At 44.1% G+C, this 25,600-nt stretch carries 25 protein-coding genes; all 25 read left to right on the top strand.

Going from position 1 to position 25,600, the window contains the following annotated elements:
* The first annotated feature begins 94 nt into the window (after window positions 1-94).
* The 25 genes from acs (at window position 95) to CHY_RS01295 (ending at window position 25,598) form a co-directional block, all read left to right on the top strand.
* Entirely contained in the window at window positions 95-2,245 is a 2,151-nt protein-coding gene (acs, locus tag CHY_RS01175; protein WP_011343212.1) for an acetate--CoA ligase alpha subunit, read from the top strand.
* A 90-nt stretch (window positions 2,246-2,335) separates the two neighbouring features.
* Window positions 2,336-2,575, top strand: a complete 240-nt coding sequence (locus CHY_RS01180; RefSeq protein ID WP_041537604.1) for an AbrB/MazE/SpoVT family DNA-binding domain-containing protein — start codon at window positions 2,336-2,338, stop codon at window positions 2,573-2,575.
* Window positions 2,572-2,955: a type II toxin-antitoxin system death-on-curing family toxin gene (locus tag CHY_RS12560; RefSeq protein WP_011343214.1), complete on the top strand. Its 384-nt coding sequence runs from the start codon at window positions 2,572-2,574 to the stop codon at window positions 2,953-2,955. Before CHY_RS01180 ends, CHY_RS12560 begins: the two co-directional genes overlap by 4 nt.
* Window positions 2,956-2,957: 2 nt before the next feature.
* On the top strand, window positions 2,958-4,781 hold the full coding sequence (gene uvrC, locus CHY_RS01190; RefSeq protein WP_011343215.1) for an excinuclease ABC subunit UvrC: 1,824 nt from the start codon (window positions 2,958-2,960) through the stop codon (window positions 4,779-4,781).
* A gap of 4 nt (window positions 4,782-4,785) precedes the next feature.
* On the top strand, window positions 4,786-5,586 hold the full coding sequence (locus tag CHY_RS01195) for a Cof-type HAD-IIB family hydrolase (protein WP_011343216.1): 801 nt from the start codon (window positions 4,786-4,788) through the stop codon (window positions 5,584-5,586).
* An 18-nt stretch (window positions 5,587-5,604) separates the two neighbouring features.
* Complete coding sequence (locus CHY_RS01200; protein WP_011343217.1) at window positions 5,605-6,627, top strand: alpha-hydroxy-acid oxidizing protein; 1,023 nt, start codon at window positions 5,605-5,607, stop codon at window positions 6,625-6,627.
* A 1-nt stretch (window position 6,628) separates the two neighbouring features.
* Complete coding sequence (locus tag CHY_RS01205; protein WP_011343218.1) at window positions 6,629-7,585, top strand: ROK family protein; 957 nt, start codon at window positions 6,629-6,631, stop codon at window positions 7,583-7,585.
* A 13-nt stretch (window positions 7,586-7,598) separates the two neighbouring features.
* Window positions 7,599-8,342: a PHP domain-containing protein gene (locus tag CHY_RS01210; protein ID WP_011343219.1), complete on the top strand. Its 744-nt coding sequence runs from the start codon at window positions 7,599-7,601 to the stop codon at window positions 8,340-8,342.
* 15 nt (window positions 8,343-8,357) lie between these two features.
* Window positions 8,358-9,227 (top strand): RNase adapter RapZ, encoded by an 870-nt coding sequence (gene rapZ / locus CHY_RS01215; RefSeq protein ID WP_011343220.1) that lies wholly within the window; start codon window positions 8,358-8,360, stop codon window positions 9,225-9,227.
* 4 nt (window positions 9,228-9,231) lie between these two features.
* Window positions 9,232-10,458: a gluconeogenesis factor YvcK family protein gene (locus tag CHY_RS01220; protein ID WP_011343221.1), complete on the top strand. Its 1,227-nt coding sequence runs from the start codon at window positions 9,232-9,234 to the stop codon at window positions 10,456-10,458.
* Between the two features lie 18 nt (window positions 10,459-10,476).
* Window positions 10,477-11,415, top strand: coding sequence for a polysaccharide deacetylase family protein (locus CHY_RS01225; RefSeq protein WP_011343222.1), 939 nt, complete (start codon window positions 10,477-10,479; stop codon window positions 11,413-11,415).
* Between the two features lie 18 nt (window positions 11,416-11,433).
* The gene (gene whiA, locus CHY_RS01230; RefSeq protein ID WP_011343223.1) at window positions 11,434-12,369 is read left to right on the top strand and encodes a DNA-binding protein WhiA; all 936 of its coding nucleotides are present in this window, start codon (window positions 11,434-11,436) and stop codon (window positions 12,367-12,369) included.
* Window positions 12,369-13,343: an MBL fold metallo-hydrolase gene (locus CHY_RS01235; protein WP_011343224.1), complete on the top strand. Its 975-nt coding sequence runs from the start codon at window positions 12,369-12,371 to the stop codon at window positions 13,341-13,343. The genes whiA and CHY_RS01235 overlap by 1 nt, the downstream gene beginning before the upstream one ends.
* Window positions 13,340-13,828: an acyltransferase gene (locus tag CHY_RS13515; protein ID WP_011343225.1), complete on the top strand. Its 489-nt coding sequence runs from the start codon at window positions 13,340-13,342 to the stop codon at window positions 13,826-13,828. The genes CHY_RS01235 and CHY_RS13515 overlap by 4 nt, the downstream gene beginning before the upstream one ends.
* Window positions 13,821-14,408: a DUF1405 domain-containing protein gene (locus CHY_RS01245; protein ID WP_011343226.1), complete on the top strand. Its 588-nt coding sequence runs from the start codon at window positions 13,821-13,823 to the stop codon at window positions 14,406-14,408. Before CHY_RS13515 ends, CHY_RS01245 begins: the two co-directional genes overlap by 8 nt.
* A gap of 70 nt (window positions 14,409-14,478) precedes the next feature.
* The gene (gene rpoN, locus CHY_RS01250; protein ID WP_011343227.1) at window positions 14,479-15,858 is read left to right on the top strand and encodes an RNA polymerase factor sigma-54; all 1,380 of its coding nucleotides are present in this window, start codon (window positions 14,479-14,481) and stop codon (window positions 15,856-15,858) included.
* 319 nt (window positions 15,859-16,177) lie between these two features.
* Entirely contained in the window at window positions 16,178-17,185 is a 1,008-nt protein-coding gene (locus CHY_RS01255) for an ArsJ-associated glyceraldehyde-3-phosphate dehydrogenase (protein WP_011343228.1), read from the top strand.
* 52 nt (window positions 17,186-17,237) lie between these two features.
* Window positions 17,238-18,422, top strand: a complete 1,185-nt coding sequence (locus CHY_RS01260) for a phosphoglycerate kinase (RefSeq protein ID WP_011343229.1) — start codon at window positions 17,238-17,240, stop codon at window positions 18,420-18,422.
* 16 nt (window positions 18,423-18,438) lie between these two features.
* A complete protein-coding gene (gene tpiA, locus CHY_RS01265; protein ID WP_011343230.1) occupies window positions 18,439-19,194 on the top strand; it encodes a triose-phosphate isomerase in 756 nt (251 codons plus the stop codon).
* A gap of 12 nt (window positions 19,195-19,206) precedes the next feature.
* Complete coding sequence (gene gpmI / locus CHY_RS01270) at window positions 19,207-20,727, top strand: 2,3-bisphosphoglycerate-independent phosphoglycerate mutase (RefSeq protein ID WP_011343231.1); 1,521 nt, start codon at window positions 19,207-19,209, stop codon at window positions 20,725-20,727.
* A 24-nt stretch (window positions 20,728-20,751) separates the two neighbouring features.
* Entirely contained in the window at window positions 20,752-22,038 is a 1,287-nt protein-coding gene (gene eno, locus CHY_RS01275; protein ID WP_011343232.1) for a phosphopyruvate hydratase, read from the top strand.
* Between the two features lie 154 nt (window positions 22,039-22,192).
* Window positions 22,193-22,426, top strand: coding sequence for a preprotein translocase subunit SecG (gene secG, locus CHY_RS01280; protein ID WP_011343233.1), 234 nt, complete (start codon window positions 22,193-22,195; stop codon window positions 22,424-22,426).
* Between the two features lie 39 nt (window positions 22,427-22,465).
* Window positions 22,466-24,526, top strand: coding sequence for a sodium-translocating pyrophosphatase (locus CHY_RS01285; protein ID WP_011343234.1), 2,061 nt, complete (start codon window positions 22,466-22,468; stop codon window positions 24,524-24,526).
* A gap of 113 nt (window positions 24,527-24,639) precedes the next feature.
* Window positions 24,640-25,047 (top strand): PaaI family thioesterase, encoded by a 408-nt coding sequence (locus tag CHY_RS01290; RefSeq protein WP_011343235.1) that lies wholly within the window; start codon window positions 24,640-24,642, stop codon window positions 25,045-25,047.
* Window positions 25,047-25,598: an HDIG domain-containing metalloprotein gene (locus CHY_RS01295; RefSeq protein WP_011343236.1), complete on the top strand. Its 552-nt coding sequence runs from the start codon at window positions 25,047-25,049 to the stop codon at window positions 25,596-25,598. Before CHY_RS01290 ends, CHY_RS01295 begins: the two co-directional genes overlap by 1 nt.
* Window positions 25,599-25,600: the final 2 nt, after the last annotated feature.

Raw genomic sequence — 25,600 nt, forward strand, 5'->3', positions numbered from 1 at the left:
TTTTCTTTTTTTTGCTTCCTTCTGGTTTAATACCCTATGGAATAATTATTGCTATGAATAATGTGTTGAGGCAATAGACCAGGAGGGAGTAACAATGGAAGCTTTAAAAATAGCGCCGACAGAGAAGTTTAAGGAAAGAGTTGCAAAGCTTTTAAATCCCCGGAGCATCGCTGTAATTGGTGCTTCGGAAAAACCGGAGAAGCTTGGCAACGCTATTTTAAGAAATATTGTTTCCGGGTATAAAGGAGAAGTTTTTGGAGTTAATCCCAGGGTAAAGAAAATTCAGGAAATCGAAGTTTACCCGGATGTTTTTTCCTTACCGTATCCGGTAGATTTAGCGGTTATAGTTTTGCCGGCGGAAAAAGCGGTAGTTGCTTTAAAAGAGGCGGCTGAAGCTGGAGTTAAGTCGGCGGTGGTGATTTCAGGAGGATTTAAAGAAACGGGTAATGAAGGGGCTTTACTGGAAGAAGAGATAAAAAAAATAGCCCTTGACTTTGAGATGCCGGTTTTAGGTCCGAACTGTGTGGGGATTGTGAATAATAATTTGCAATTAAATGCTACTTTTTTACGCACAGCCCCCCTTAAGGGGGAAATTGCCTTTGTTTCGCAATCGGGAGCAATATTGTCTACCGTTTTGGAATGGAGCTTAAAAGAGGATTTGGGCTTTTCCTACATGATTAGTATGGGAAACAAAGCGGTCTTAAATGAAGCGGATTTTCTTCCGGCAATTGCCAATGATCCCGGTACCGCTGTTATTTTGCTTTATATTGAGGATGTGGTGGAGGGCAGTAGTTTTTTAAAAAAAGCTTACGAAGCGAGTTTATTAAAACCGGTGGTGGTATTTAAAGCGGGAATCAGCACAGCCGGTGCTAAAGCTGCCAGTTCACATACCGGAGCTTTGGCGGGAAGCATAGAAGGCTATAAATTGGCTTTTGCCAAAACCGGTTTAATCCGGGCTAAAACTTTAGAAGAAATGTTTATTTATGCCAGGGTTTTTGCTTCCGGACAGAAAGTTACCGGTAAAAACATCGGGATTGTTACCAATTCAGGAGGTCCAGGAGTTATTACTGCTGACCGACTGGAATTAAATGGTTTAAATATTACCGGGTTATCGGCCAAAACCATTAATGAACTAAAGACCTTTTTACCCCGGGCTGCGAGCTTTGGCAATCCCGTTGATATCCTGGGAGATGCCGATGAGGAAAAGTATGCGATGACGCTTAAGACAGTACTGGACGATGAGAAAGTGGACGGCGTGGTAGCGGTTTATGGTAAAACGGCAGTTATAGATATGGAAAAAATGGTGCAGGCGGTAATTAATGGTCGAAGGAAAAATCCAGATAAACCGGTGGTTGCTTGTTTTTTAGGCGGGGTTGATAGCAGAAGAGCAAAAGAGCTTTTAAATAAAAATAAGATTCCTTTTTATTCTTTTCCTGAAGCAGCGGCAGATGCTCTGGCAGTCCTTTATCGTTATTACAGCTGGCGGGAAAAGCAAAAGGAAGGAAAAACAGAGTTTAGTTTTGATGATATCGACCGGAAATTAGCCCGGGAAATTATCAAAAACGCCCTGGTTGAAGGAAGAAGAAATCTTACAGGTTATGAAACGGCAGAAGTTTTAAAAGCTTTTGGTTTTCCGGTGCTGCCGGTAAAACTTGTACGAAATGTCCAGGAACTGCGCAAAGCAATTGAAGAAATAAGTTTTCCATTAGCGTTAAAAATTGTTTCTCCTGATCTTCTGCACAAATCGGATGTAGGTGGCGTTGCCTTAAACATTAAAAACGAACAGGAGGCAATCAGGGCTTATCAAAAAATGATCCTGGAAGTTCCCAAAAAAGTACCGGAGGCGAAAATTCTTGGGGTTGAGGTACAAAAACAAATAGCACCTGGTTTAGAGATATTCATAGGAGCAAATCGGGACCCGGTTTTTGGTCCAATCTTAGCCTTTGGCCTGGGAGGAATATACGTAAATCTTTTAAACGATATAGCATTAAGATTAAATTATAAATTTACCAGGGAAGAAGCTTTAGAAATGATCAAAGAAACAAAGGTATACGAAATTATAAAAGGCTATCGCGGGCAAAAAGCTTATGATCTGAAAATTATTCAGGAAATTTTGGGAAGGCTTTCGCTTTTCTTGGAGGAAATTCCGGAAATTAAAGAGATTGATTTTAATCCGGTATTCGTTTACGAAAAAGGTGCATTAATCATCGATGCCAAGGTAGTACTTGCCGGGCATAATATTTAGGGGTATTTAAAGTAGGTTTTGGGGATTGTTCTCCAAAGCCTATTTTTTTGTGCTATAATATATACAGTATATACACAGGAGGTTTTAGGGGTGAACGTGCGCAAAACCTTTAAGGTGGGCAACAGTTTGGTAGTTTCCATTCCCCAGGAGTACGTTAAAAGCCTGGGGATTAAAGAAGGAGATCCGCTGATTATTGAACCATGGGAACATGGTTTTATCGTTAAAACCTTTGGGGCTGTTGGAAAGGAAAGCAAGATACCTTCCGGAAAGAGTCCGGTAGAGAAATTACTGGAAAAATACGGGTTTGTGGTGGAGGAGTTTTCTTCATGATGAATTTAAAAGAATGCTTGAATGCTTATTACCGCTATTACGGGGAAGAAAAGTTGATGGCGGTAAATGTGGATGCTTTAGATAAAGCTTTAGCCGAGCCTTACGCCAAAACGTTTATTGGAGGAAGGGAAATTTATCCGGAAATGACCGATAAAGCTGCTGCTCTTTTTGAGGCAATTATCAGGCTTAAACCTTTTCCTGTGGGCAATCTTGCTTTTGCTTTTATCTTAACGGTACTGTTTATCCATAAAAACGGCTGGCGGCTTAATGCGTCGGACGATGAAGTCAGGCAATTTTTAAAGAATTTTTCGGAAGGAGTCCGAGGTTCTGTAGATGTGAAAGGCTGGTTTTTAAAGCGAATGGAGCAAGTGAGGGATTAAAGTTGACATTATGGGAAAAAGTCAAGAATTTACCCGACAGTCCCGGAGTTTATCTTTATAAAGACGAAAAGGGCGAGGTTATTTACGTTGGCAAGGCTAAAAACCTGAAAAATCGGGTGCGTTCGTACTTTCAACCTCCGGAAAAACTTTTGCCTAAAACCAGGGTAATGATGGAAAAAGCAAGGGACATCGAAGTGATTATTACTTCTACGGAAGTAGAAGCTTTAATTTTAGAACAAAACCTCATAAAAAGATACCGGCCCCGGTATAATATTTTGCTGAAAGACGATAAGTCTTATCCTTACCTGAAAATTACCGGTGAAGAGTTTCCCCGGCTTTTAATTACCCGCAGGGTAGTTAATGATGGTGGACGCTACTTTGGTCCGTACCCCGATGCGGGTGCGTTAAACGAAACGTACAAGCTTTTACGGTCAATATTTAAATTTCGCACCTGTACCCCAACGATTTTTGCCCAGAAGAAGCGTCCCTGCTTAAACTTTCATATAAAAAAATGTTCCGCCCCCTGTGCCGGGGAAATTAGCCGGGAAGAATATTTTAAAGAAATCGAAATGGTGGTAGATTTTTTGGAAGGCAGGGGCGAAAATTTAATTAAAAAATTAAAAAAAGAAATGGCCATAGCTTCTGATAATCTCGAATTTGAACGAGCGGCAAAATTAAGGGACCAGATCTTAGCTTTGGAAAAAATTTTGGCGAAACAAAAGATTTCCCGTGGCCAGAGAAATGCCGATGTAGTGGTTGTTGCTAACAGGGAAAACCTGGGGGTAGGATTGATTTTTGTTATTCGCCAGGGGAATTTATTAGGGCAGAAAGTTTATACCTTTACCGGCGAGATGGAAACCGGGGAGCTTTTAAATCAAGTTTTAGTAACCCACTATGGAGAGGCCAAAGAAGTTCCTGTTGAAATTATCCTGTCAACCAGGGAAAATTTAGATGAAGAATTTCTCAATTCCTGGTTTGAACTTAAATTTGGGAAAAAGCCCAAATTTACGGTCCCGAAGCGGGGAGAAAAATTTGAACTTTTAAAAATGGCTTTAGAAAATGTAAACTTTACTCTGGATGAAAAAATTAAATTAAATGAAAAGAAACAATTGTTAAACGAAAAGGCTTTAATGGACTTAAAAGAAGCCTTAAACCTTCCGGTGGTTCCAAGAAGAATTGAAGGATACGACATTTCCCACCTGGCTGGAACGGGAACGGTAGCATCAATGGTGGTATTTATTGACGGTGAGCCGGTAAAGGGAAAATACCGGCGTTTTGCCATCCGCAGTGCGGCCAATGATGACTATACCGCGATGTTTGAAGCGGTTTTGCGGCGCTTTAAAAAGTACCTTGCTTTACAGGAAGAGGGAGGAGCCGATGGCTCTTTTGAAGAGCTGCCGGATTTAGTGTTGATCGATGGCGGAAAAGGACAGTTGAACGCGGCTATGGATGCTTTAAAAGAAACTAATCTTCTGGGGAAGTTTACGGTAATTGCCCTTGCCAAGGAGCAGGAGGAAATTTTTCTTCCCGGGAAAAAGGACTCTCTTTTATTGACACAGGACCGGGAAGGTTTAAAATTGTTACAAAGGGTACGAGATGAGGCCCACCGTTTTGCCAGAGGTTACCAGGAAAAAAAGCGGGTTAAAACCCTTGCTTCTCTTTTAGAGCAAGTAGAAGGAATTGGTCCCAAAAGGCGAAAACAACTTCTTAATAAATTTGGCAGCATTAAAAACCTTAGAGAAGCAACGGTTGAAGAGATTACAGCGGTTCCCGGAATTACCCGGGAAATAGCAGAAAGATTAAAAGAGCTTTTGGAAATGGAGTGATTTTTTGCGGTACCGATTATTAGCTGTGGACCTGGATGATACTTTTTTAAACAAGGAATTGCAGGTTTCGCCACGGGTACAACAAGCGGTGATAGAGGCTTTAAAGAAAGGGATTATCGTGACCCTGGCTACCGGACGAATGTACCGTTCGGCCAAAAAATATGCTTTTTCTTTTTTAGGAGACATTCCTCTGATTACCTATAACGGGGCATTGATTAAATATTCCCGTTCGGAACGGGAAGTATACCACCAGCCGGTGCCCGGGGAGCTGGCTCTTACTATTTACCGCAGGGTAAAAGGACATTTTCACCTTAATGTTTACCAGGACGATGAACTTTTGGTCGAGGAAGACAATCAATATATCAGAGATTACAGCAAGATTGCGGGCGTTCCTTTTCGGGTAGTAAGCAATATAGAAGAACTTTTAGGGAAAAAAGCTCCTACTAAACTTTTAGCTATTGGGGATCCAGAAGAATTAGACCAGCTCTGGGAAGAAACTAACGGTGAGTTTCGGGGAGTTCTTCACATTACCAAATCGAAACCCCATTATTTAGAGTTTTTAGCTGCCGGCGTTAATAAAGGAGAGGCTCTAAAAATCTTAGCTCAACATTTAGGGATTTCATTAACGGAAACGGTAGCGGTTGGAGATAGCTATAACGACCTGGAAATGTTAGAGGCGGCCGGTTTGGGAGTTGCCATGGGCAACGCTCTACCGGAGGTTAAACGCCGGGCTGACTTGGTGGTACCGGCTAATGATGAGGATGGAATTGCTTATTTAATAAATGAAATTATTTTAAAAAATTAAAAGAAGGGAGAGGTTTTTATGGACTTAAAAGAAATTAGGGCAACAGCCAGAGAAAAACTCAAAGGATTTTGCCGGGTTTGCCCGGTGTGTGACGGTCGGGCATGCGCCGGAGAAGTACCGGGAATGGGAGGAGTAGGTACCGGAAAAGCTTTTCAGGAAAATTTACGGGCTCTTTCCCGGTATAAGTTAAATTTAAGAACGATTCACGGAGTAAAAGAACCGGATTTAACCTTTGAACTTTTTGGGGTTAAGGTAAGCATGCCGGTTTTTGCTGCTCCGATTACCGGAACCACTTACAACATGGGCGGAGCGTTAACCGAAGAAGAGTATACTTTAGCGGTGGCCGAAGGTAGCCTTTTAGCTGGGACCTTAGCTTTTACCGGAGATGGAGCCGATCCCACCATGTACGGTTCGGGGTTAAAAGCGATTAAAAAAGTGGAGGGTAAAGGTATTCCCATTATTAAACCAAGAGCGCAAGAGGAGATAATTAAAAGGATTAGAGAAGCGGAAGAAACGGGAGCTATTGCTGTAGGGGTGGATATTGATGGAGCCGGATTACTAACGATGGCTTTAAAGGGGCAGCCGGTCAGTCCGAAAACCCTGGAAGAAGTAATGGAAATTGTTAATTCCACCAGGCTTCCGTTTATTTTAAAGGGTATCATGACCCCTGATGAGGCCGAATTAGCGGTTAGAGCCGGGGCGAAAGCCATTGTGGTTTCCAACCACGGAGGAAGGGTTTTGGATGAAACTCCCGGGGCTGCCGATGTCCTGCCGGAAATTGCTGCCAGAGTAAAAGGGAAAATCACCATCCTGGCCGATGGAGGAGTAAGATCCGGTGTCGATGTTTTAAAACTTTTGGCGCTGGGAGCGGATGGAGTATTAATAGGGCGGCCGATAATTGTGGCAGCTTTTGGCGGTGGTGCCGAAGGAGTTAAAATTTACCTTGAGAAAATTAAAAAGGAACTAAGGGAAGCGATGCTTTTAACCGGAGTTGCGCGGGTGACCGAAGTCCCGGGAACAATTATCCGGAAGGAGCAGTAAGATGGGAAATTATGTTGTGGGGATAGACCTGGGAGGTACGAAAATTTATACTGCCCTGGCTAACTTAAATGGTGAAATAGTGGCGGAAGAAATTGAGCCGACTACCAAAGACGAAACAAAACTTTTACACCAGCTTGGGAATATGGTTAAAGGAGTTATTGCCAAAAGCGCAGTACCGAAGGAAAAAGTGCTGGGAATCGGGATTGGTGCGCCGGGAACGGTGGACCACCGTACCGGAACGCTTATTACCGCTCCCAATCTTCCCTGGCAAAATTACCCGCTTAAAATAAATTTGCAAGCGTTGCTCCGTTTACCGGTGGAAGTTGATAACGATGCCAATTTAGCAGCTTTGGGTGAGTACAGGTACGGTGCTGGCCGGGGCCATAAAGACATGGTTTATGTCACCGTAAGTACCGGGATTGGTGCGGGTATAATAATAGATGGACAGCTCTATCGGGGAAGCTCCGGCAGTGCCGGTGAGTTAGGCCATACCATTGTTGAACCGGGGGGTCCCCGGTGCAATTGTGGCCGACGGGGCTGTCTGGAAGTAATGGCCTCGGGTACGGCAATAGGAGAAAGGGCACGGCAATTGGTGGCCGAAGGTTTTGGCCAGGAAATTTTAAAATTGGCTCAGGGGAATATTGAGGCTATTAACGCTAAAACGGTGGGGGAAGCGTTTTTAGCGGGCGACCCGGAAGCAAAAGGAATATTAAACGAAGTGGCTTTTTATCTGGGGATAGGTCTGGCCAATGTGGTGAACCTCTTAAACCCATCTCTAATCGTCCTGGGAGGCGGGGTTATAAATATTGGCGAACCCTTTTTAGAGTTAATTCGAGAAGAGCTGGCAGAGAAGGCTTTACCCCAGCCCTATAAAGATTTAACGGTAAAAAAAGCTGTTTTAGGGAGTAAAACCGGAGTCATGGGAGCGATAGCTTTAGCCTTGGAGCGGTTTTCTTAAAGGATGGGATCAAATGTTTTCCGGTGATTTTCATACCCATACCCGCTATAGCGATGGCCGGGGAAGTTTACGGGAAAATGTCTGGGCAGCTTTAAAGAAAGGTTTACTTTTTTACGGAGTTTCCGACCACGGTCCGGCCAATATTGGTACCGGGGTACGGCAGGAAAAGGTCTATTTAACCATCAAAGAAGAAGCGCGGAATCTTGAAAAAGAATTTTCCAAAATTAAAATACTGGTGGGGGCGGAAGCAAATGTTATTTCATTAGAGGGGGATATTGATATTAGCAGGGAAATTGTTTCCGCCCTTGACTTTTTAATTATTGGTCTTCACCCGTATGTTTTACCCAAAACTTTAAAAGATGGCTTTTTGTTTGTCCTTCCTAACCTGTTAGGCCGGCTTTTTTCCGGTATAAAAAAGTATCTTGTCCGGGTAAATACCCGGGCGTTAATCCGGGCAATAGAAAAATACCGCCCCCTGGTAATAAGTCATCCCAACCTTTTTCTACCCGTGGATTTAGAGGAACTGGCGCAGGTTTGTGCTAAATACGGGGTGGCGTTGGAAATAAATACCGGACATAACTATCCCAAGGATGAGATAGTTCTGGCAGCTTTAAAAACGGGAGCAAAACTGATGGTTAACAGTGACGCCCACTACCCCCAAACGGTGGGCGAACTAAAAAGCGGGGAAGAGCTTTTGCTGCGTTATAATTTTCCTTTGGACAGGGTTTTGAATATAAAAAGATCTGAATTAAATTAAACGGTGGGTGGAATAATGCGCTTTTTAATTGTAACGGGACTATCCGGAGCTGGTAAAACGCAGGCAATGCGCGCTTTAGAAGATCTTGGCTATTTTTGCGTGGATAACTTGCCTCCGGTTTTGATGCCCAAGTTTGCGGAACTGGTAGCTCATGCGGAAAATAAAATAGAGAAGGTAGCTCTGGTGGTGGATGTCCGGGGGCAGAAGTTTTTTCAGGACTTAGACTGGGCTCTGGGAGAGTTAACGAAGCTTGGAATAAAGTACGAGATCTTATTTTTAGAAGCCCGGGACGAAGTATTATTAAAACGGTTTAAAGCTAATCGCCGGGGGCATCCGCTGGGAGTACGGGGCAGTCAAATTTTAGATAACATCAAAAAGGAAAGAAAATTTTTAGAGAATTTACGGGCAAGAGCCGATAAAGTAATAGATACTTCCGATTTACAGCCGGCAGATTTACGAAACGAGATTTTAAACTATTACGGAGAAGAGCAAAAGCGCAGCAAAATTTCCATAAATATCGTAACTTTTGGTTACAAGTACGGTCTACCCTTAGATGCCGACCTTATTATGGATGTTCGTTTTTTGCCCAATCCTTTTTACGTAAAGGAACTAAGACCCCTTTCCGGAAGCGATAAGCCGGTTTATGATTACGTTTTTAATTATGAGGTTACCAAAAAATTTACCGAAAAATTTTTGGATCTTATTGAATTTTTAATGCCCTTTTACCAAAAAGAAGGAAAAAGCAATCTCGTCATCGCCATTGGTTGTACCGGTGGCCGGCACCGGTCGGTAGCTATTGCTAATTTTCTGGCCAGGACTTTAGAAGAAAAAAATTACGAAGTGTACCTGCGGCACCGGGATCTGGAAAAACACCGGGAGGAATAAGGTAATGAAAAAATATTTATTATGGTTGTACCCCGGTTTAAAAATTAAGAGATACATTTTGCTTATTATTGCGGGAATATTATCCTTTGCCTGGGGTTTTCACCTTTTAATAGTTGAAAACCAAAGGCTTTATTTGTTGATTGTTTTATGTATAAGTATTTTTTTAATTGCATATGGTTTTAAAAAGCTCTTAAATTCCGTTTTAAAGAGTTTGTATCCGGACGAACGGGGAAATGTCATTGAAGAACTTTATCTTAGAAAAAAGCTTTTAAGGGGCCCAAAAATTGCGGTTATTGGTGGTGGAACCGGACTTGCCACCTTACTTCGGGGATTAAAACATTACACAAGTAACATTACCGCTATTGTAACGGTAGCCGATGACGGAGGAAGCTCTGGCCGACTCCGGGAAGAAATGGGTATGCTGCCACCGGGGGATTTAAGAAACTGTTTGGTGGCTCTGGCGGATAAAGAAAGTCTCATGGAAAGTTTATTGCAGTTTCGTTTTACCGAAGGTGATTTGGCCGGTCACAGCATGGGAAATTTGCTTTTAGCTGCCCTCTGGAAAATTAACGGAAATTTTTCCCAGGCGGTTTTTTCCCTGGGACAGATCTTAAAAGTAAGGGGTGTTGTTTACCCCTCGACGGAAGATAAGGTGGTTTTGCGGGGTATTCTTGTAAACGGCGATGAAGTGGTGGGAGAGAGCCGTTTTCGGGAAGTAGCGGTGCCGATTAAAAGGGTTTATCTCCATCCACCGGGAGCTAAGACTTTGCCGGAAGTGGAGAAAGCGTTGCTGGAAGCGGATTTGATAATTTTAGGACCGGGTAGCCTTTTTACCAGCATTATCCCGAACTTGCTGGTAAAAGGGGTGGTGGAGAGCATCAGGAAAAGCCGGGCGCCGGTTCTTTATGTTATGAATATAATGACCGAAAAGGGAGAAACCGCTGGCTTTGCAGCGCACGACCACTTGCAGGCTATTATAGAGCACGCGGGACCGATTGTGGATTATGTTTTGGTAAATAACGAAAGCTTTGCCGAACAATTGTTAGCTAAATATCAGCGGGAAGGACAGCAGCCGGTGGCGGTAAACGAAAAGCTTTTAAAAAAGCTTGGGGTTAAAAAGGTGATAAAAGCACCGTTATTAGACCAGAAGCAGTATTTACGCCATGATTCGGAGAAACTGGCCCGGGTAATTATAAATTTTTACCGGAAGGAAATTGCGGAAAAAATTTAAGCAAATGGGGGAAAATAGATGAAGCGGATATTACTTGCCTTTTTACTGGCGTTAATTGCTGTGGCAAGTATTGTTACCGTCGGATGGCTTTCTTTTCCCAGGGAAGCCTTTGCCGATTACCGGGAGCGAGGGGTACCGATTTTAATGTATCATAAGGTAAACCCCGACCCTAAAACCGGCGGCCTTGGGCTTAGAGTTTTGCCACGGGAGTTTGACTGGCAGATGCGCTTTTTAAAGGAGCATGGTTTTCACACGGTATCTTTGGATGAAGCGGTGGATTATCTTGAATTCGGTAAGCCCTTACCGGAAAAACCAATTGTGATAACTTTTGATGATGGTTACCGGGATAATTACGTTTATGCCTTTCCCATTTTAAAAAAATACGGGTTTCGTGCTACAATCTTTATAATTACCGGAATTGTTGGGAAAACTAACGAGTGGGATGAGCGGGAAGGAAAGCCTACCAATTACATGTTAACCTGGAAACAGATAGATGAAATGGCCAATTACGGGATTGAATTTGGCGCTCATACCGTTAACCATCCCCGGCTAACAAAAGTACCGCTGGAATTAGCGGAAAAGGAAATTTTTAATTCCAAAAAAATGTTAGAAGCGCATTTTAAGCGCCCGGTAAAATATTTTTGTTATCCCTATGGTCTTTACAATGACCAAATTGTAGAAATTGTAAAAAAAGCCGGTTTTCGAGCTGCCACTACTACCCAGCTGGGAATTAATGCCCGGGGTTGCGATTTGTACCGCTTAAAACGCTTGCGGGTTACCGGCCACATGAGTCGGAGGCAATTTGTGGAGCAGTTAGAAAAATATTTAAGGGAAGATACGTGGAAAAGGGAGCATAAAAAATTTCTACCGGGTTATGTTAAAGATACAATCCTTCCTTTATTCCCGGGGCGCTCCGGAAGTACCACTCCTGGCCGGTCAGGTGGTTGTATGGTATAATTTTTTTGAGGTGGTAACATGTCTTTTGCCCGGGAAACGAAAGAAGAGCTGGCCCACATTATCCCCCAGAAAAGCTGCTGCCAGAGGGCGGAACTGGGAGCATACGTCAAGATGCTGGGGGATTTGGGTATTTCCAATAAAAAGTTAAAACTATCCCTTAAAACTCCCCTTTCTTTTTTGGCGCGAAAAATTTTAATTCTTCTAAAAAATAATGGTTTTAAAACTAAAACCCTGGTGCAGGACCACGGGAGACTTTCCCAAAAAAATTTTTATTATATTGAAGTTGAAGAACATGTTGACGAACTTCTTAAAGAGTATGGCTTTATAGATGAAAAAGGGAATTTATCTAACCGCATTAACGAAAATTATATAAAAAACGATTGTTGCCGGCGAAGTTTTCTAAGGGGCGTTTTTTTAGCCGGTGGCTCTTTAAACGATCCGGCAGGAGACTATCATTTGGAATTAAACCTGCCCGATGAGGCTTTTGCCCGGCAGGTTTCAAAGGTTTTGCAAAAGTACCATTTTACTTTTCGGCTCTTAAAACGGAAAACTGCTCCTTTTTTATATTTAAAGGATGCGGAACAGATTTTATCCTTTTTAAGTTTGATAGGGGCTCACCAGTCGCTTTTAAAATTTGAAAACGTTCGGGTGGTGAAAGAAGTTAGAAACCAGGTAAATCGCCTGGTTAACTGTGAAACGGCCAATATCAAAAAAGCGGTAAAAACGGCGGTGAAGCAAATTAAAGATATTGAATATATAGCGGAAAAAATAGGCCTTGATAACTTAGAACCGGCTTTAAAGGAAATTGCTCTTTTAAGACTGGACAATCCGGATTTAAGTTTAAAAGAACTGGGTAGTCTTTTAACCCCTCCCCTGACTAAATCCGGAGTTAATCACCGCTTTCGCAAATTAGAACTTATAGCTGAAAAAATAAGAAACGGGGCGCTTGGGTAATGGATTTAGAAGGGCTTGATCGGGAACTTAGAGAAAAAACAATTTATGGAATTGAACTGGCCCGGGAAAGATTCAGGAAAAGGAAGGAACCGAACAATAGCAAAGAAAGCTTTATTTTGTTTGCCGGCACCGGGGGCAATCCCGAAGCGGTTTTAACCCAGAACCCTTATACCGCGGGCTTTATTATTAAACTTGAACAATTTTTAATGTGGGTTGATCCTGGACCGTCGGCAATAGTGCGGGCCCGGGAGTTAAACATCGATTTAGGTAGTATCTCTGCTGTTTATATCTCCCATGGCCATCAGGACCACTACGGTGGTGCGGAACCAATTATTGAAGGTATGTGCTGGGGAATGTTTGCCCGTAGAGGTTTTCTCCTGGCTCCCGGCAAGGTTTTAGATGACCGCATGATAAGTCCCTTTCATCAGGGAATTAATACCGGCTTTTATTCCGGGGGACCGGAAGTGGTGGTTTTAAAAGCGCTCACTCCAGTGGAGATTGGAAAAGTAACGGTAATACCGGTGGCTGCGTATCACGGGGAAGAAAATTACGGATTTATTTTAAAATACAAAAATTTGGCCATCGGTTATACCAGCGATACCAACTACATTTTAAGCTACCAGAGTTTAACGGGAGTTAAAAAGGTGGAACGAATGGGGCCGGTTAACGATTTTCTTGAGGTTGTGGATTATCGCGAGGATCTTAAAAAATTTTTTTCCGAAGTGGATATTTTAATTGCCAATGTAACCGCTCACAATTCCTGGATGCACCGGCACTTAACCACTTTAGGTCTTGCCCATCTTTTAAAGGACAGTAAAGTTAAATTAGCGGTGCTTACCCACTTTAACTACTGTTGTCTTTATCCCGAAGATTTGCGGGAGAAGATGGCCCGGTATGTAAGGGAGAAATCCGGAATTAAAACTATTGCCGGTAAGGATGGTTTAAAACTTGAACTGAATCCGGAGGGAGTATGAGGAGGTTAAAGGAATATCCCAAGCCGGGACCGGAGAACTCGATGTACTACTGGCGCAGTTATGTAAACTTTTTTAAAGTGGCTAAAAATTTTATATTTATCAGCATAGGCAGGTATTTGCCATTTCTCGGATTAAAGCGGTGGCTTTACCGGTACGGTGTTGGGATGAAAATTGGTAAAAATGTGAGCCTTGGCTTAATGATGATGCCCGATGTGCTTTTTCCCGAATTAATCGAAATTGGGGACAACACCATTATTGGTTACAATGCTACGATTTTAACCCACGAGTTTCGTGTGGAGAGCTTTAAAACCGGGCCAGTTAAAATTGGCCGGGATGTTTTAATTGGTGCAAACGCTACAATTTTGGCGGGAGTGGAAATTGGGGATGGAGCAATGATTGGAGCGGGAGCGGTGGTGACGAAAGATATTCCTCCCGGGGTGTTAGCGGTGGGAGTGCCCGCCCGGGTGGTGAAAAAAATTGAGTAAAATTACCGGGGTAATCGCTGACTACTGGCAAAACCCCCGCAAAAAGCTTTATGTTTTTTTGCTGCTGCTGGTAAATTTATTTGGCAGTATCTGGGGGTACCTCTGGTACCGGGGACAACTTTTGCAAGAACCGCTTATTTTCTGGCCGTTAATCCCCGACAGTCCCGTGTCGACAACGCTGTTAACTTTGGCCTTTTTTTTGATGCTTTTTGGACGGGAAATTACTGCTCTTACCCTCTGGGCGGGGATGATGTGCTTTAAATACGGCTTCTGGGCCTTGGGAATCTTAATGCAGTTTTGGTATCTTTCCGGACGAATCGAGCCGGTTGAGGTAATGCTTTTTTTAAGTCACCTGGGTATGATTGTGGAAAGTATCATTTACGTGAAGGGTCTACCGGTGACCAAAAAAGCCTATTTTTACAGTGTAATTTGGCTTATTCTGGAAGATGTTGTTGACTGGGGGTTTGGCTTACATCCCTATCTTTTCTTAGAGGAACAGTTTTCTTTTGCAGTTGTTTTAGCTGTAGTTTTAAGCGGTTTTATTTTGGTTTATTTTAAAAAGTTGGTTCATATAAATTAACAAGAAGGATAATCTTAAGCTTTGGGCGAATTATTTACATAAAGGTTTTCTTCTTAGGAGTGAATGACGAATGCCGATGGATTTTGGACTGAATTTAGAACAGACGCAAAAGCTTGTTTTAACGCCCGAGCTAAAACAGGCCATTACCATTTTACAATTGAATACTTTAGAATTAGTAAGTTTTATTGAACAGCAGGTGGAAACCAATCCGCTTTTAGAAATTGAAATTTGTGAAGATAAAGAGGAAAATGAATTGGGCGAAAATGAAGAATATCAGGAATTGCGGGAAATTGCTGAATATTTTGCCGATTCCAGTGATTTGGGGATGGGCTTGAGGCAAGAGGATGAAGAACGGAAAGGTTTTGAACCGGCAAGTTCCGAAAGCAGCCTGTGGGAACATCTTTATTTACAACTTCATTTATTGAATTTACCCCAGCTTGATAATAAAATCGGAGAGTTTATTATTGGCAATATTGACGAAAATGGCTATCTAACCTGCCCGGTGGAGGAAATTTCTGAAAGGCTGAAAGTGGAAGAAGAAGAAGTGGTACGGGTTTTAAAAATTATCCAAACCTTTGATCCTCCAGGAGTTGGCGCCCGGGGGCTTTTAGAATGTCTTTTAATTCAGGCGGAGCAAAAAAATATTTTAACTCCTTTGTTAAAAGAGATAATTTCCAATTATTTACCCGATTTAGCCCAGAGCAAGTACTTGAAAGTGGCCAATCGCTTGGGAGTAACGGTAGAGGAAGTTTACCAGGCGATGGATATAATAAAAAGTTTAGACCCAAAGCCGGGAAGAAATTTTGCTACGCTAAAAGAAGTAAGGTACGTGGTACCGGATATCACTGTGGAAAAAGTGGAAAGTGAATATATAATCCTGGTTAACGACAGCCTTTTACCCCGTTTAAATATTAATAAAATTTACCAAAACATTTTAAAACAAAAGGATTACGATGAAAAAACGAAAAAATATGTGGAGAAAAAATTAAATCAAGCCCTCTGGCTTATCAAAAGTATCGAACAGAGGCGTTTTACCCTGTACCGGGTGGCTCGTTTCATTGTGGACTATCAACGGGAATTTTTAGAGTACGGTTTAAAATATTTAAAGCCGTTAACCCTAAAACAGGTGGCAAAGGCGTTGAATTTACACGAATCGACCATCTCCCGGGCCTGCGCCAATAAATATATGGCTACTCCCCGGGGGACTTTTGAAATGAAGTACTTCTTTGCTTCGGCGTTGGAAAGCGGTCAAGGAGGTTTTTCCTCTTCCACCAGTATCAAAGCGCAAATTAAAGAACTGATTGCCCGGGAAAATCCCCAGGATCCTTTATCGGACCAGAGAATTGCCGATATTTTAACCCAGCGGGGTGTAAAAATATCCCGACGGACCGTTGCTAAATACCGGGAAGAAATGGGGATTTTAGCGGCAGCAAAACGGAGAAAAGTGTAGAAATTCCGGCGGGCACAAGCCCGTCTTAGTACGGGGAATTTTTAGCGCCCAAGTTTGCCAAATTCCCAAAACTTCTACCGGAAAGATTGCCAAAGTGCAGTTAAGAGAAATGTTTAAAGACTGGAAGCCGGTAAAAAATTAAGTTTAAAAGGCGGTGCAACCCGCCTTTTCGTATGTTTAATATTCAAAAAATAAAAACATTTTGGAAGGGTAGCTGGGATTACTTTAAAACTTGCCTACCTTAGAAATATCGTTTTATAATACAAGAGAAGCATAGTTATTTTTTTCTAATTTAATTTAATATAAAGGAGGAATTGGGATGCCTGTAAAAGTAGGGATTAATGGTTTTGGCCGGATTGGCCGGAATATGTTTCGGGCAGCCTTAAACAATCCGGAAATTGAAATTGTAGCGGTAAATGACTTAACCGATGCCAAGACTTTGGCCCACCTCTTGAAATACGACTCGGTTCACGGGATTTTTGCTGCTGATGTGGAGGCCAAAGATGATGCTATCGTGGTAAATGGTAAAGAAGTTAAAGTTTATGCGGAAAAAGACCCGGCTAACTTACCCTGGAAGGAGTTAGGGGTAGAAATTGTTATTGAATCTACCGGAAAATTTACCAAAAAGGCTGATGCGGTAAAACACCTGGAAGCTGGAGCCAAAAAGGTAATCATTTCTGCGCCTGCTACCGATGAAGATATTACTATCGTTATGGGAGTAAATGAGGATAAGTACGATCCGGCGAACCACCATGTAATTTCCAATGCTTCCTGTACAACTAACTGCCTGGCGCCGGTGGCCAAAGTGCTGCATGAAAAGTTTGGGATTGTTAAAGGCTTGATGACTACCGTCCACTCTTACACTAACGACCAGCGGATTTTAGACCTTCCTCACAAAGATTTACGTCGGGCCCGGGCTGCAGCTACTTCCATAATCCCCACCACAACCGGAGCGGCAAAAGCGGTGGCCTTAGTTCTTCCCGAATTAAAAGGAAAATTAAACGGCTTTGCCATGCGGGTACCTACACCCAATGTTTCGGTAGTTGACTTAGTGGTGGAGTTAGAAAAACCCGCAACCAAGGAAGAAATTAACGCTGCTTTAAAGGAAGCTGCCGAAGGAGAATTAAAGGGCATCCTTGGTTATACCGAGCTCCCCTTGGTTTCGGTGGACTTTAACGGTAATCCTTTGAGCTCTATTGTTGATGGACTTTCTACCATGGTAATTGAAGACAATATGGCCAAAGTTATTGCCTGGTACGATAATGAATGGGGTTATTCCAACCGTCTGGTGGACTTAGCGACTTACATTGCCAAAAAAGGTTTATAATAGTGGGGGCCAAGTCCCCCGTTTCCCATTTTAAGAAGGGAAGGGGAGTGTTATGAACAAAAAGTCTATAAGAGATGTGGAGGTAAAAGGCAAAAAAGTTTTTGTGCGGGTTGATTTTAACGTACCTTTAAATGAGAACCGGGAAATAACCGATGATACTCGCATCCGGGCAGCCCTTCCTACCCTCCAGTACTTGAGAGAACAAGGGGCTAAACTTATCGTCGCCTCTCATTTAGGCCGACCCAAAGGTCAATTTAACGAAAAATACAGCTTAAAACCGGTTGCTAAAAGATTGGCCGAGCTTCTTGGTATAGAGGTTAAAATGGCTCCCGATGTAGTGGGGCCTGAGGTGGAAAAAATGGCCGGGGAATTACGGCCGGGAGAAGTACTTCTTTTAGAAAACGTACGCTTTTATCCCGAAGAGGAAAAAAATGATCCGGAATTTGCCCGAAAACTGGCGCGGCTTGCCGAAATTTTTGTCAGCGATGCCTTTGGGGCTGCTCACCGGGCTCATGCTTCTACCGCCGGTATAGCATCGTATTTACCGGCTGTAGCCGGATTTTTAATGGAAAAAGAAATTAACTTCCTTTCCCGGGCATTAAATAACCCGGAACGGCCCTTTGTGGCTATTATTGGTGGAGCCAAGGTTTCCGATAAAATCGGGGTGATTGAAAATCTTCTCGGCAAAGTTGACGTTCTTTTAATTGGCGGTGGCATGGCCAACACCTTTTTAAAAGCTATGGGCTATGAAACCGGAAAATCTTTGGTGGAAGAGGATAAAGTAAATTTAGCCGGGGAGTTAATGAATAAAGCAAAAGAAGTAGGAGTTAAACTTTTGCTGCCGAGTGACGTGGTGGTGGCTCCCAGGATTGAAGCGGGCGTACCCAGCAAAATTGTAGCGGTTGACAGCATTCCTGCTGAAGAAATGGCTTTGGATATTGGCGAAAAAACCGCAAAGCATTTCCGGGAAGAGATTTTAAAAGCTAAGACCGTTGTCTGGAACGGGCCGATGGGGGTTTTTGAAGTGGAACCCTTTGACCGGGGTACTGTTGCGGTAGCCGAAGCGGTAGCCGAAAGCGGCGCTCTTTCCGTGGTCGGCGGTGGAGACTCGGTTGCGGCGGTAGAAAAGGCCGGAGTTGCGGACAAAATAACCCATATTTCCACCGGCGGGGGAGCATCTCTGGAATTTTTAGAAGGGAAAAAACTTCCCGGAGTTGAAGTTTTAAACGATAAGTAATTACGGGGGGCGGGGTATGAGAAAACCTTTTATTGCTGGCAACTGGAAAATGTATAAAACCCCTGTCGAGGCGGCCGGATTTGTCCGTGAGCTCATCGATAGCTTAAAAGATGTTAGCGGTGTGGACGTAGCGGTCTGTCCGCCTTTTCCTGCCCTGTGGCCGGTTAAGGAAGCATTAGAGGGGAGCAATATTGCTCTGGGAGCCCAGAACATGCATTTTGAAAAGGAAGGGGCTTTTACCGGTGAAGTATCTCCGGCCATGCTTCAAGATATAGGGGTTAAGTACGTAATCTTGGGACACTCCGAGCGGAGAGCTTACTTTGGGGAAACGGACGAACTTATTAACCAGAAAATAAAGGCAGCTTTTACCTGGGGACTAAATCCTATCTTTTGCGTTGGCGAAACTTTGGAAGAGCGGGAACGGGGAATTACCAAGGCAGTAGTGGAAATTCAGGTGTTAAAGGGCCTGGCTGGAGTTACGGCAGAGCAGGCCGAAAACCTGACCATTGCTTACGAGCCGGTATGGGCAATTGGTACCGGAAAAACCGCAACTCCCGATGATGCTCAGGAAGTGTGCCAGTTTATCCGGGAACTTTTGGTAAAGCTTTTCGGGCGGGAGATAGCGGATAAAGTTCGCATTCAGTACGGTGGTAGTGTTAAGCCGGAAAATATTAAAGAGCTTATTGCCAAACCGGATATCGACGGTGCCTTAGTAGGCGGTGCCAGCTTAAAAGTAGAAAGCTTTACCGCAATAGTTAAAGGCAGTATTTAAGGAGGACTTAAAGTGTCTGTATTACTGACAATATTAGACGGCTGGGGTATAGCGGAAACTACCTATGGCAACAGTATAAAAGAGGCGGGAACTCCCAATTTCAATCGGTACTGGGATAATTACCCCCATACAATTTTAGAGGCCTCGGGACTTGCGGTAGGTCTTCCCCGCGGGCAGATGGGCAATTCGGAAGTTGGCCACCTCAACATGGGAGCCGGAAGGATTGTTTACCAGGAATTAACCCGGATTACCAAAGAAATAGAGGAAGGCAGCTTTTTTCAAAATCGTGAGCTTTTAGAGGCTGTAAATCATGCTCAAAAAACCGGAGGCAATCTCCACCTCATGGGGTTATTATCCGATGGTGGGGTGCATAGCCATATTGAACACCTCTTTGCTTTGTTAGAACTTTGCCGCCGGGAAAAATTTTCCCGGGTATTTATCCACCCCTTTCTCGATGGCCGGGATGTGCCGCCGCAAAACGCCCGGGAATACATAGAAGCTTTGGAAGCTCGGTTAAAGGAACTTGGCTTTGGCCAAATTGCCACGGTGATGGGGCGGTATTACGCTATGGACCGGGATAAGCGCTGGGAGCGGACGGAAAAAGCTTACCGGGCGATGGTTTTTGGGGAAGGGTTTAAAGTAACAGAGCCGGAGGCGGCGGTGGCTTTAGCCTACGACCGGGGGGAAACCGATGAATTTGTTTCTCCTACGGTGGTTTTGACTTCCGAAGGTCAGCCCCGGGGAGTAGTTAAAGAAGGAGATAGCATCATCTTTTTCAATTTCCGTCCCGACCGGGCCCGGCAGATAACAAGAGCTTTTGTGGACGACGACTTTACCGGCTTTAACCGGAAAAAGATAGAAAATCTACATTTTGTTTGTTTTACTCAATACGATAAAACGATAAAAGCTCCAGTAGCTTTTTTACCCCAGACGATTGAAAATTGCTTGGGCGAATATCTTTCCAAAAAACAAAAAAAGCAGCTTAGAATTGCCGAAACGGAAAAATACGCTCATGTGACCTTTTTCTTTAACGGTGGCGTCGAAAAACCCTATCCTGGGGAAGAAAGAATATTAATTCCTTCGCCGAAAGTTGCAACTTACGATTTAAAACCGGAAATGAGTGCTTATGAAGTCACGGAAAAGCTTTTAGAGGAAATGGAAAAGGGTTACGATTTAATTGTTTTAAATTACGCCAATCCCGATATGGTTGGCCATACCGGGGTGTTTGAAGCGGCCGTCCGGGCCATAAAAGCGGTGGACGAATGCCTGGGACGGGTGGTAGATAAGTTTTTATCTTTAGGAGGAACGGCCATAATTACCGCTGACCACGGCAACGCCGAGAAAATGCTTGAAGAAGATGGCAGCCCGCATACCGCGCATACCACAAATCCAGTCCCCTTTATTCTGGTGGGGGAAAAATACCGTGGAATTAAGTTAAAGGAAAAGGGAAGTCTGGCTAATGTGGCCCCGACGATTTTAAAAATTTTAGAGCTGGAAATACCCGAGGAAATGACCAGTGAGCCTTTATTTTAAATTTTATGAAGGAGGGTTATTTTGATGAGCGAAATTCGGGAAGTTATCGCCCGGGAAATTTTAGACTCCCGGGGAAATCCTACTGTTGAGGTAGATGTGATCCTGGAAGATGGTACCTGGGGAAGAGCTGCGGTGCCATCCGGTGCCTCTACCGGGGCGTTTGAAGCGGTGGAACTCCGGGATAATGACCCCCAAAGATATCTGGGTAAGGGGGTTACCCAGGCGGTAGAAAATGTCAACTCCATTATTGGACCGGAAATTCTCGGGTTTGATGCCTTGGACCAGGTGGGGATTGACGAGTACCTCATTGAATTAGACGGTACTCCCAATAAAGGTAAGCTTGGTGCCAACGCTATCCTTGGAGTATCGATGGCGGTGGCTAAAGCGGCGGCAAATTACCTGGGGCTTCCCCTGTACCGTTATCTTGGGGGAACCAATGCCCGGGTACTGCCGGCGCCGATGATGAATATTTTAAACGGTGGCAAGCATGCCGATAACAACGTGGACATTCAGGAATTCATGATCATGCCCCTTGGTGCTTCTTCCTTCAGTGAAGCATTACGGATGGGTGCGGAAGTGTTTCACAACCTCAAAAAAGTTTTAAAGGGGAAAGGATATAACACCGCTGTAGGTGATGAAGGAGGATTTGCTCCAAACCTCAAGTCCAACGAAGAAGCCATTGAAGTAATCGTTGAGGCTATCGAAAAAGCAGGCTACACTCCGGGAAAAGACATCTATATCGCCCTTGATGTGGCGGCAACAGAATTGTACAAGGACGGGTTTTATGTCCTGGAAGGAGAAGGGGTTAAAAAATCTGCTGCGGAAATGGTGGAGTATTACGAAAAACTTTGTGCTAAGTATCCGATAATTAGCATTGAAGATGGAATGAGCGAAGAAGACTGGGATGGCTGGAAGCTTTTAACCGAGCGCCTGGGGAAGAAAATTCAGCTGGTAGGGGACGATTTGTTTGTTACCAACGTTGAGCGCCTTCAGAAAGGGATTGATTTGGGAGTTGCCAACAGTATTTTAATTAAGTTAAATCAAATCGGTACCATTACCGAAACTTTAAATACCATCGAGCTTGCCCGGCAAAACGGTTATACTACCATTATTTCCCACCGTTCGGGAGAAACCGAGGATACTACCCTGGCGGATTTAGCGGTGGCGGTAAATGCCGGTATGATTAAGACCGGAGCGCCGTCGCGGACCGACCGGGTAGCAAAATACAACCAGCTGTTAAGAATTGAGGAAGAATTGGACTATACTGCTATTTACAAAGGACTAAAAGCTTTTTATAATATAAAAGCGTAATTTTTTAAAAGGCGGTCGGGAAGCAGCCTTCCCGGCCTTAAACTATTTTTTAACTTTAGGGGTTATGTATAAATATTTAAAATAGTGCGAAAATTATTGTTAACCAACCTAAAATGTGGTATAATTTTTTTGGTTTTTAAGGAGGTGAGGCGGGGTGGCCGTTCTCAAGGGGATCTTAGTTTTTCTGCACATCCTGGCAGCTTTAGGAGTAATCGCTGCAGTTCTTCTCCAATCGGGGAAAAGCGCCGGACTTTCCGGGTCTATTGCCGGTGGAGCGGAAATTTTGTTTGGCAAGAAAAAAGGCCTTGATGAGCTGTTTGAGAAAATGACGGTAGTTGCGGTAATTTTATTTATGATTTTGTCGTTGGTGCTGGCTTTACTTTTTTAAAGATAAATAATTTATTTTAAAAATTGAGGAGGGTGAGAAATGGAAAACGGGATGACTTTAGCTTATTACGGCTTGGGAGCGGGGATCTTAGCAATTCTTTTTGCCCTGTATCTTTTTTCCTCGGTTTTAAAGGAAGATATGGGGAATGAAAAAATGCGGGAGATTTCCCAGGCCATCTTTGAAGGGGCTATGGCGTATTTAAACCGCCAGTACAAGACGTTAATTCCTTTTGCCCTTGTGGTTTTTGTTTTGCTGGTTGTTGGTTTTGGTTATAAGGAAGGGGACTTTGGCTACGGACTTAAAGTTGGTGTATCGTTTCTGGTAGGTGCTATTGCCTCGGCTCTTGCCGGTTATGCCGGGATGACCAGTACCACCAAAGCTAATGCCCGGACGACCCAGGCTGCGCGGAAAAGCTTGAACGCTGCCTTAAACGTAGCCTTCAGAGCCGGTGGCGTCATGGGGATGTCCGTTGCCGGGCTTGGTTTACTTGGTGTTTCGGCCTTATATATTATTTTTAAAGATGTTCATGTTATCGATAGCTTTGCCTTTGGGGCTTCGGCCATTGCTTTCTTTGCCCGGGTTGGCGGTGGTATTTATACCAAAGCCGCTGACGTTGGTGCCGACCTGGTGGGTAAAGTTGAAGCGGGTATTCCCGAAGACGATCCCAGAAACCCGGCGGTTATTGCGGACAACGTGGGGGACAACGTTGGCGATACTGCCGGTATGGGTGCCGACTTGTTTGAATCTTACGGCGCTACCACCATGGCAGCTATGCTCTTAGGCCTTACCTTTGCCAAGAACCACGGCTTTAGTGAAGTTTTAGGTGCAACTTTCCCGTTGCTTCTCGGGGCGGCGGGGATTGTAGCGGCAATTATCAGTACTTTCTTTGTGCGGACTTCCGAAGATGGAAATCCCCAAATGGCTTTAAATATTGGTTTGTGGTCTACCAACTTTATTACGGCAATCTTTACCTACATTATAGCCCAGTACGTATTTGGCAGTGAGTGGGCTCCGAAAATCTTTATCGCGGTAGTTTCCGGTTTAGTGGTTAACGTGGCAATTGGCTCCTTAACCGAATACTATACCTCCAACTTAAAGCCTCCGGCTCAAAAAATTGCTGAGGCTTCCACCACCGGTCCGGCAACTAACATCATTTCCGGGATTGCGGTTGGTATGCGGAGTACGTACTTACCCATTATCGTAATTGTAGCGGCTATTATGGTGGGCTACTGGGCTGCAGGCTTTTACGGAATTGCTCTGGCGGCCATGGGAATGCTGGCTACTGCCGCTATGGTTGTGGCGGTGGACTCCTTTGGTCCGGTGGCCGACAACGCCGGTGGTATTGCAGAAATGGCGGAACTTGGTCCGGAAATCCGGAATAAAACCGACAAGCTCGATGCCGTTGGTAACACCACTGCAGCGGTAGCTAAAGGGTTTGCCATTGGTTCTGCGGCTTTAACTGCCCTTGCTTTATTCTCTGCTTATACCGACCTGGCCAAAACTAACCCCAACTTGCAAAAGTACCTGGTAAACGGCAAGTTTGACTTAAATATTACCGATCCATGGGTCTTAGTGGGTCTCTTCCTGGGTGGTACCGTGGCCTTTTTAGTAGCGGCTCTAACTATGGAGTCGGTAGGAAAAGCGGCTTTTGACATGATTGAAGAGGTACGGCGCCAGTTTAGAGAGATTCCCGGTCTCATGGAAGGAAAAGCCCGGCCCGATTATGCCCGCTGTGTTTCCATCAGTACGGCAGCGGCGATCCGGCAGATGATTGCACCGGGCTTACTGGCGGTTGGTGCTCCTCTGGCTATTGGCTTTATCCTTGGCTTTAAAGCATTGACCGGTTATTTAGCCGGCGTTACCGCAACCGGAGTGCTTTTAGCCATTTATATGGCCAATGCTGGCGGTGCCTGGGATAACGCGAAAAAATATATAGAAGCGGGAAATCTTGGCGGAAAAGGTAGCGATACGCACAAAGCAGCGGTAGTGGGCGATACCGTTGGCGACCCCTTCAAAGATACTTCTGGCCCTGCGATGAACCCGCTGATGAAAGTGGCCGGAACCTTTGCGCTGATCATTGTGCCCCTGTTGCTATTCTAAAAGAATCTAACGGAGCAGCCCTAATAAGTAGGGCTGCTTTTTTATTACCTTTCCCAATCTTGCCGCGGAAGAAATTACCTGCTAAAATGAGACCAGAAAGGATGGTATAGGGCATGAACGAGGAGGAAAAATCCCCAAACTACTGTTTTGCCTGCGGGAAAGATAATCCTTATGGTCTAAAGTTAGAGTTTTCTTATATTAATGATGAGGCAGTAGCGGAATTTACGGCCCGGCCGGAGCACCAGGGCTACAATGGAGTAATGCACGGAGGACTTATTGCGACCTTACTGGATGAAGCTATGGCCCAGTGGCTTTCCTTTAACGGTGTTCGGGCGGTCACTGCGGAAATGAGTATTAAATTTAAAAAACCGGTGCCTATTGGAGTGCCCCTTACGGTAAAAGGGAAAATGATTTATAAAAAACGGAAAATTTACGAAATGGAAGGCTATGTTTTCGGGCCGGAGGAACAAATACTGGCTTTTGCGGTGGCAAAATTCTGGCAAACGGAGGGGGAGAAGTAATGGATAGGGAACAGGCATACCGGGAACTTACTAAAAGAGTGAAAAGCCCCAATTTACTAAAACATATGTTAGCGACGGAAGCGGTGATGCGGGAACTGGCGAGGCATTTTGGTGAAGATGAGGAGTTATGGGGATTAGCCGGACTTTTACACGATATTGATTATGATGAAACAAAAGATGATCCCCGGAAGCATAGTTTAATAGGAGCGGAAATCCTGGAAAAACTCGGACTTCCCGCAGAAGTGGTCTATGCGGTCAAGGTTCATAACGAAGCCCATGGCCTGCCGCGTAAATCCCGTTTGGATAAGGCTTTATATGCCGTTGACCCTTTAACGGGCCTGATAGTTGCTGGAGCTTTGATCCGTCCGGAGAAAAAATTAGAAGCGGTAACGGTGGAGTTTCTTATGAATCGCTTCCATGAAAAATCTTTTGCCCGGGGGGCCAAGCGCGAACAAATAGCAGCCTGCAGTGAAATTGGCCTGACTTTGGAAGAATTTTTAGCTATTGCTTTAAAAGCAATGCAGGAAATTCACGAGGAGTTAGGTTTATAGGC

The sequence above is a fragment of the Carboxydothermus hydrogenoformans Z-2901 genome (assembly GCF_000012865.1).
GTDB lineage: Bacteria > Bacillota > Z-2901 > Carboxydothermales > Carboxydothermaceae > Carboxydothermus > Carboxydothermus hydrogenoformans.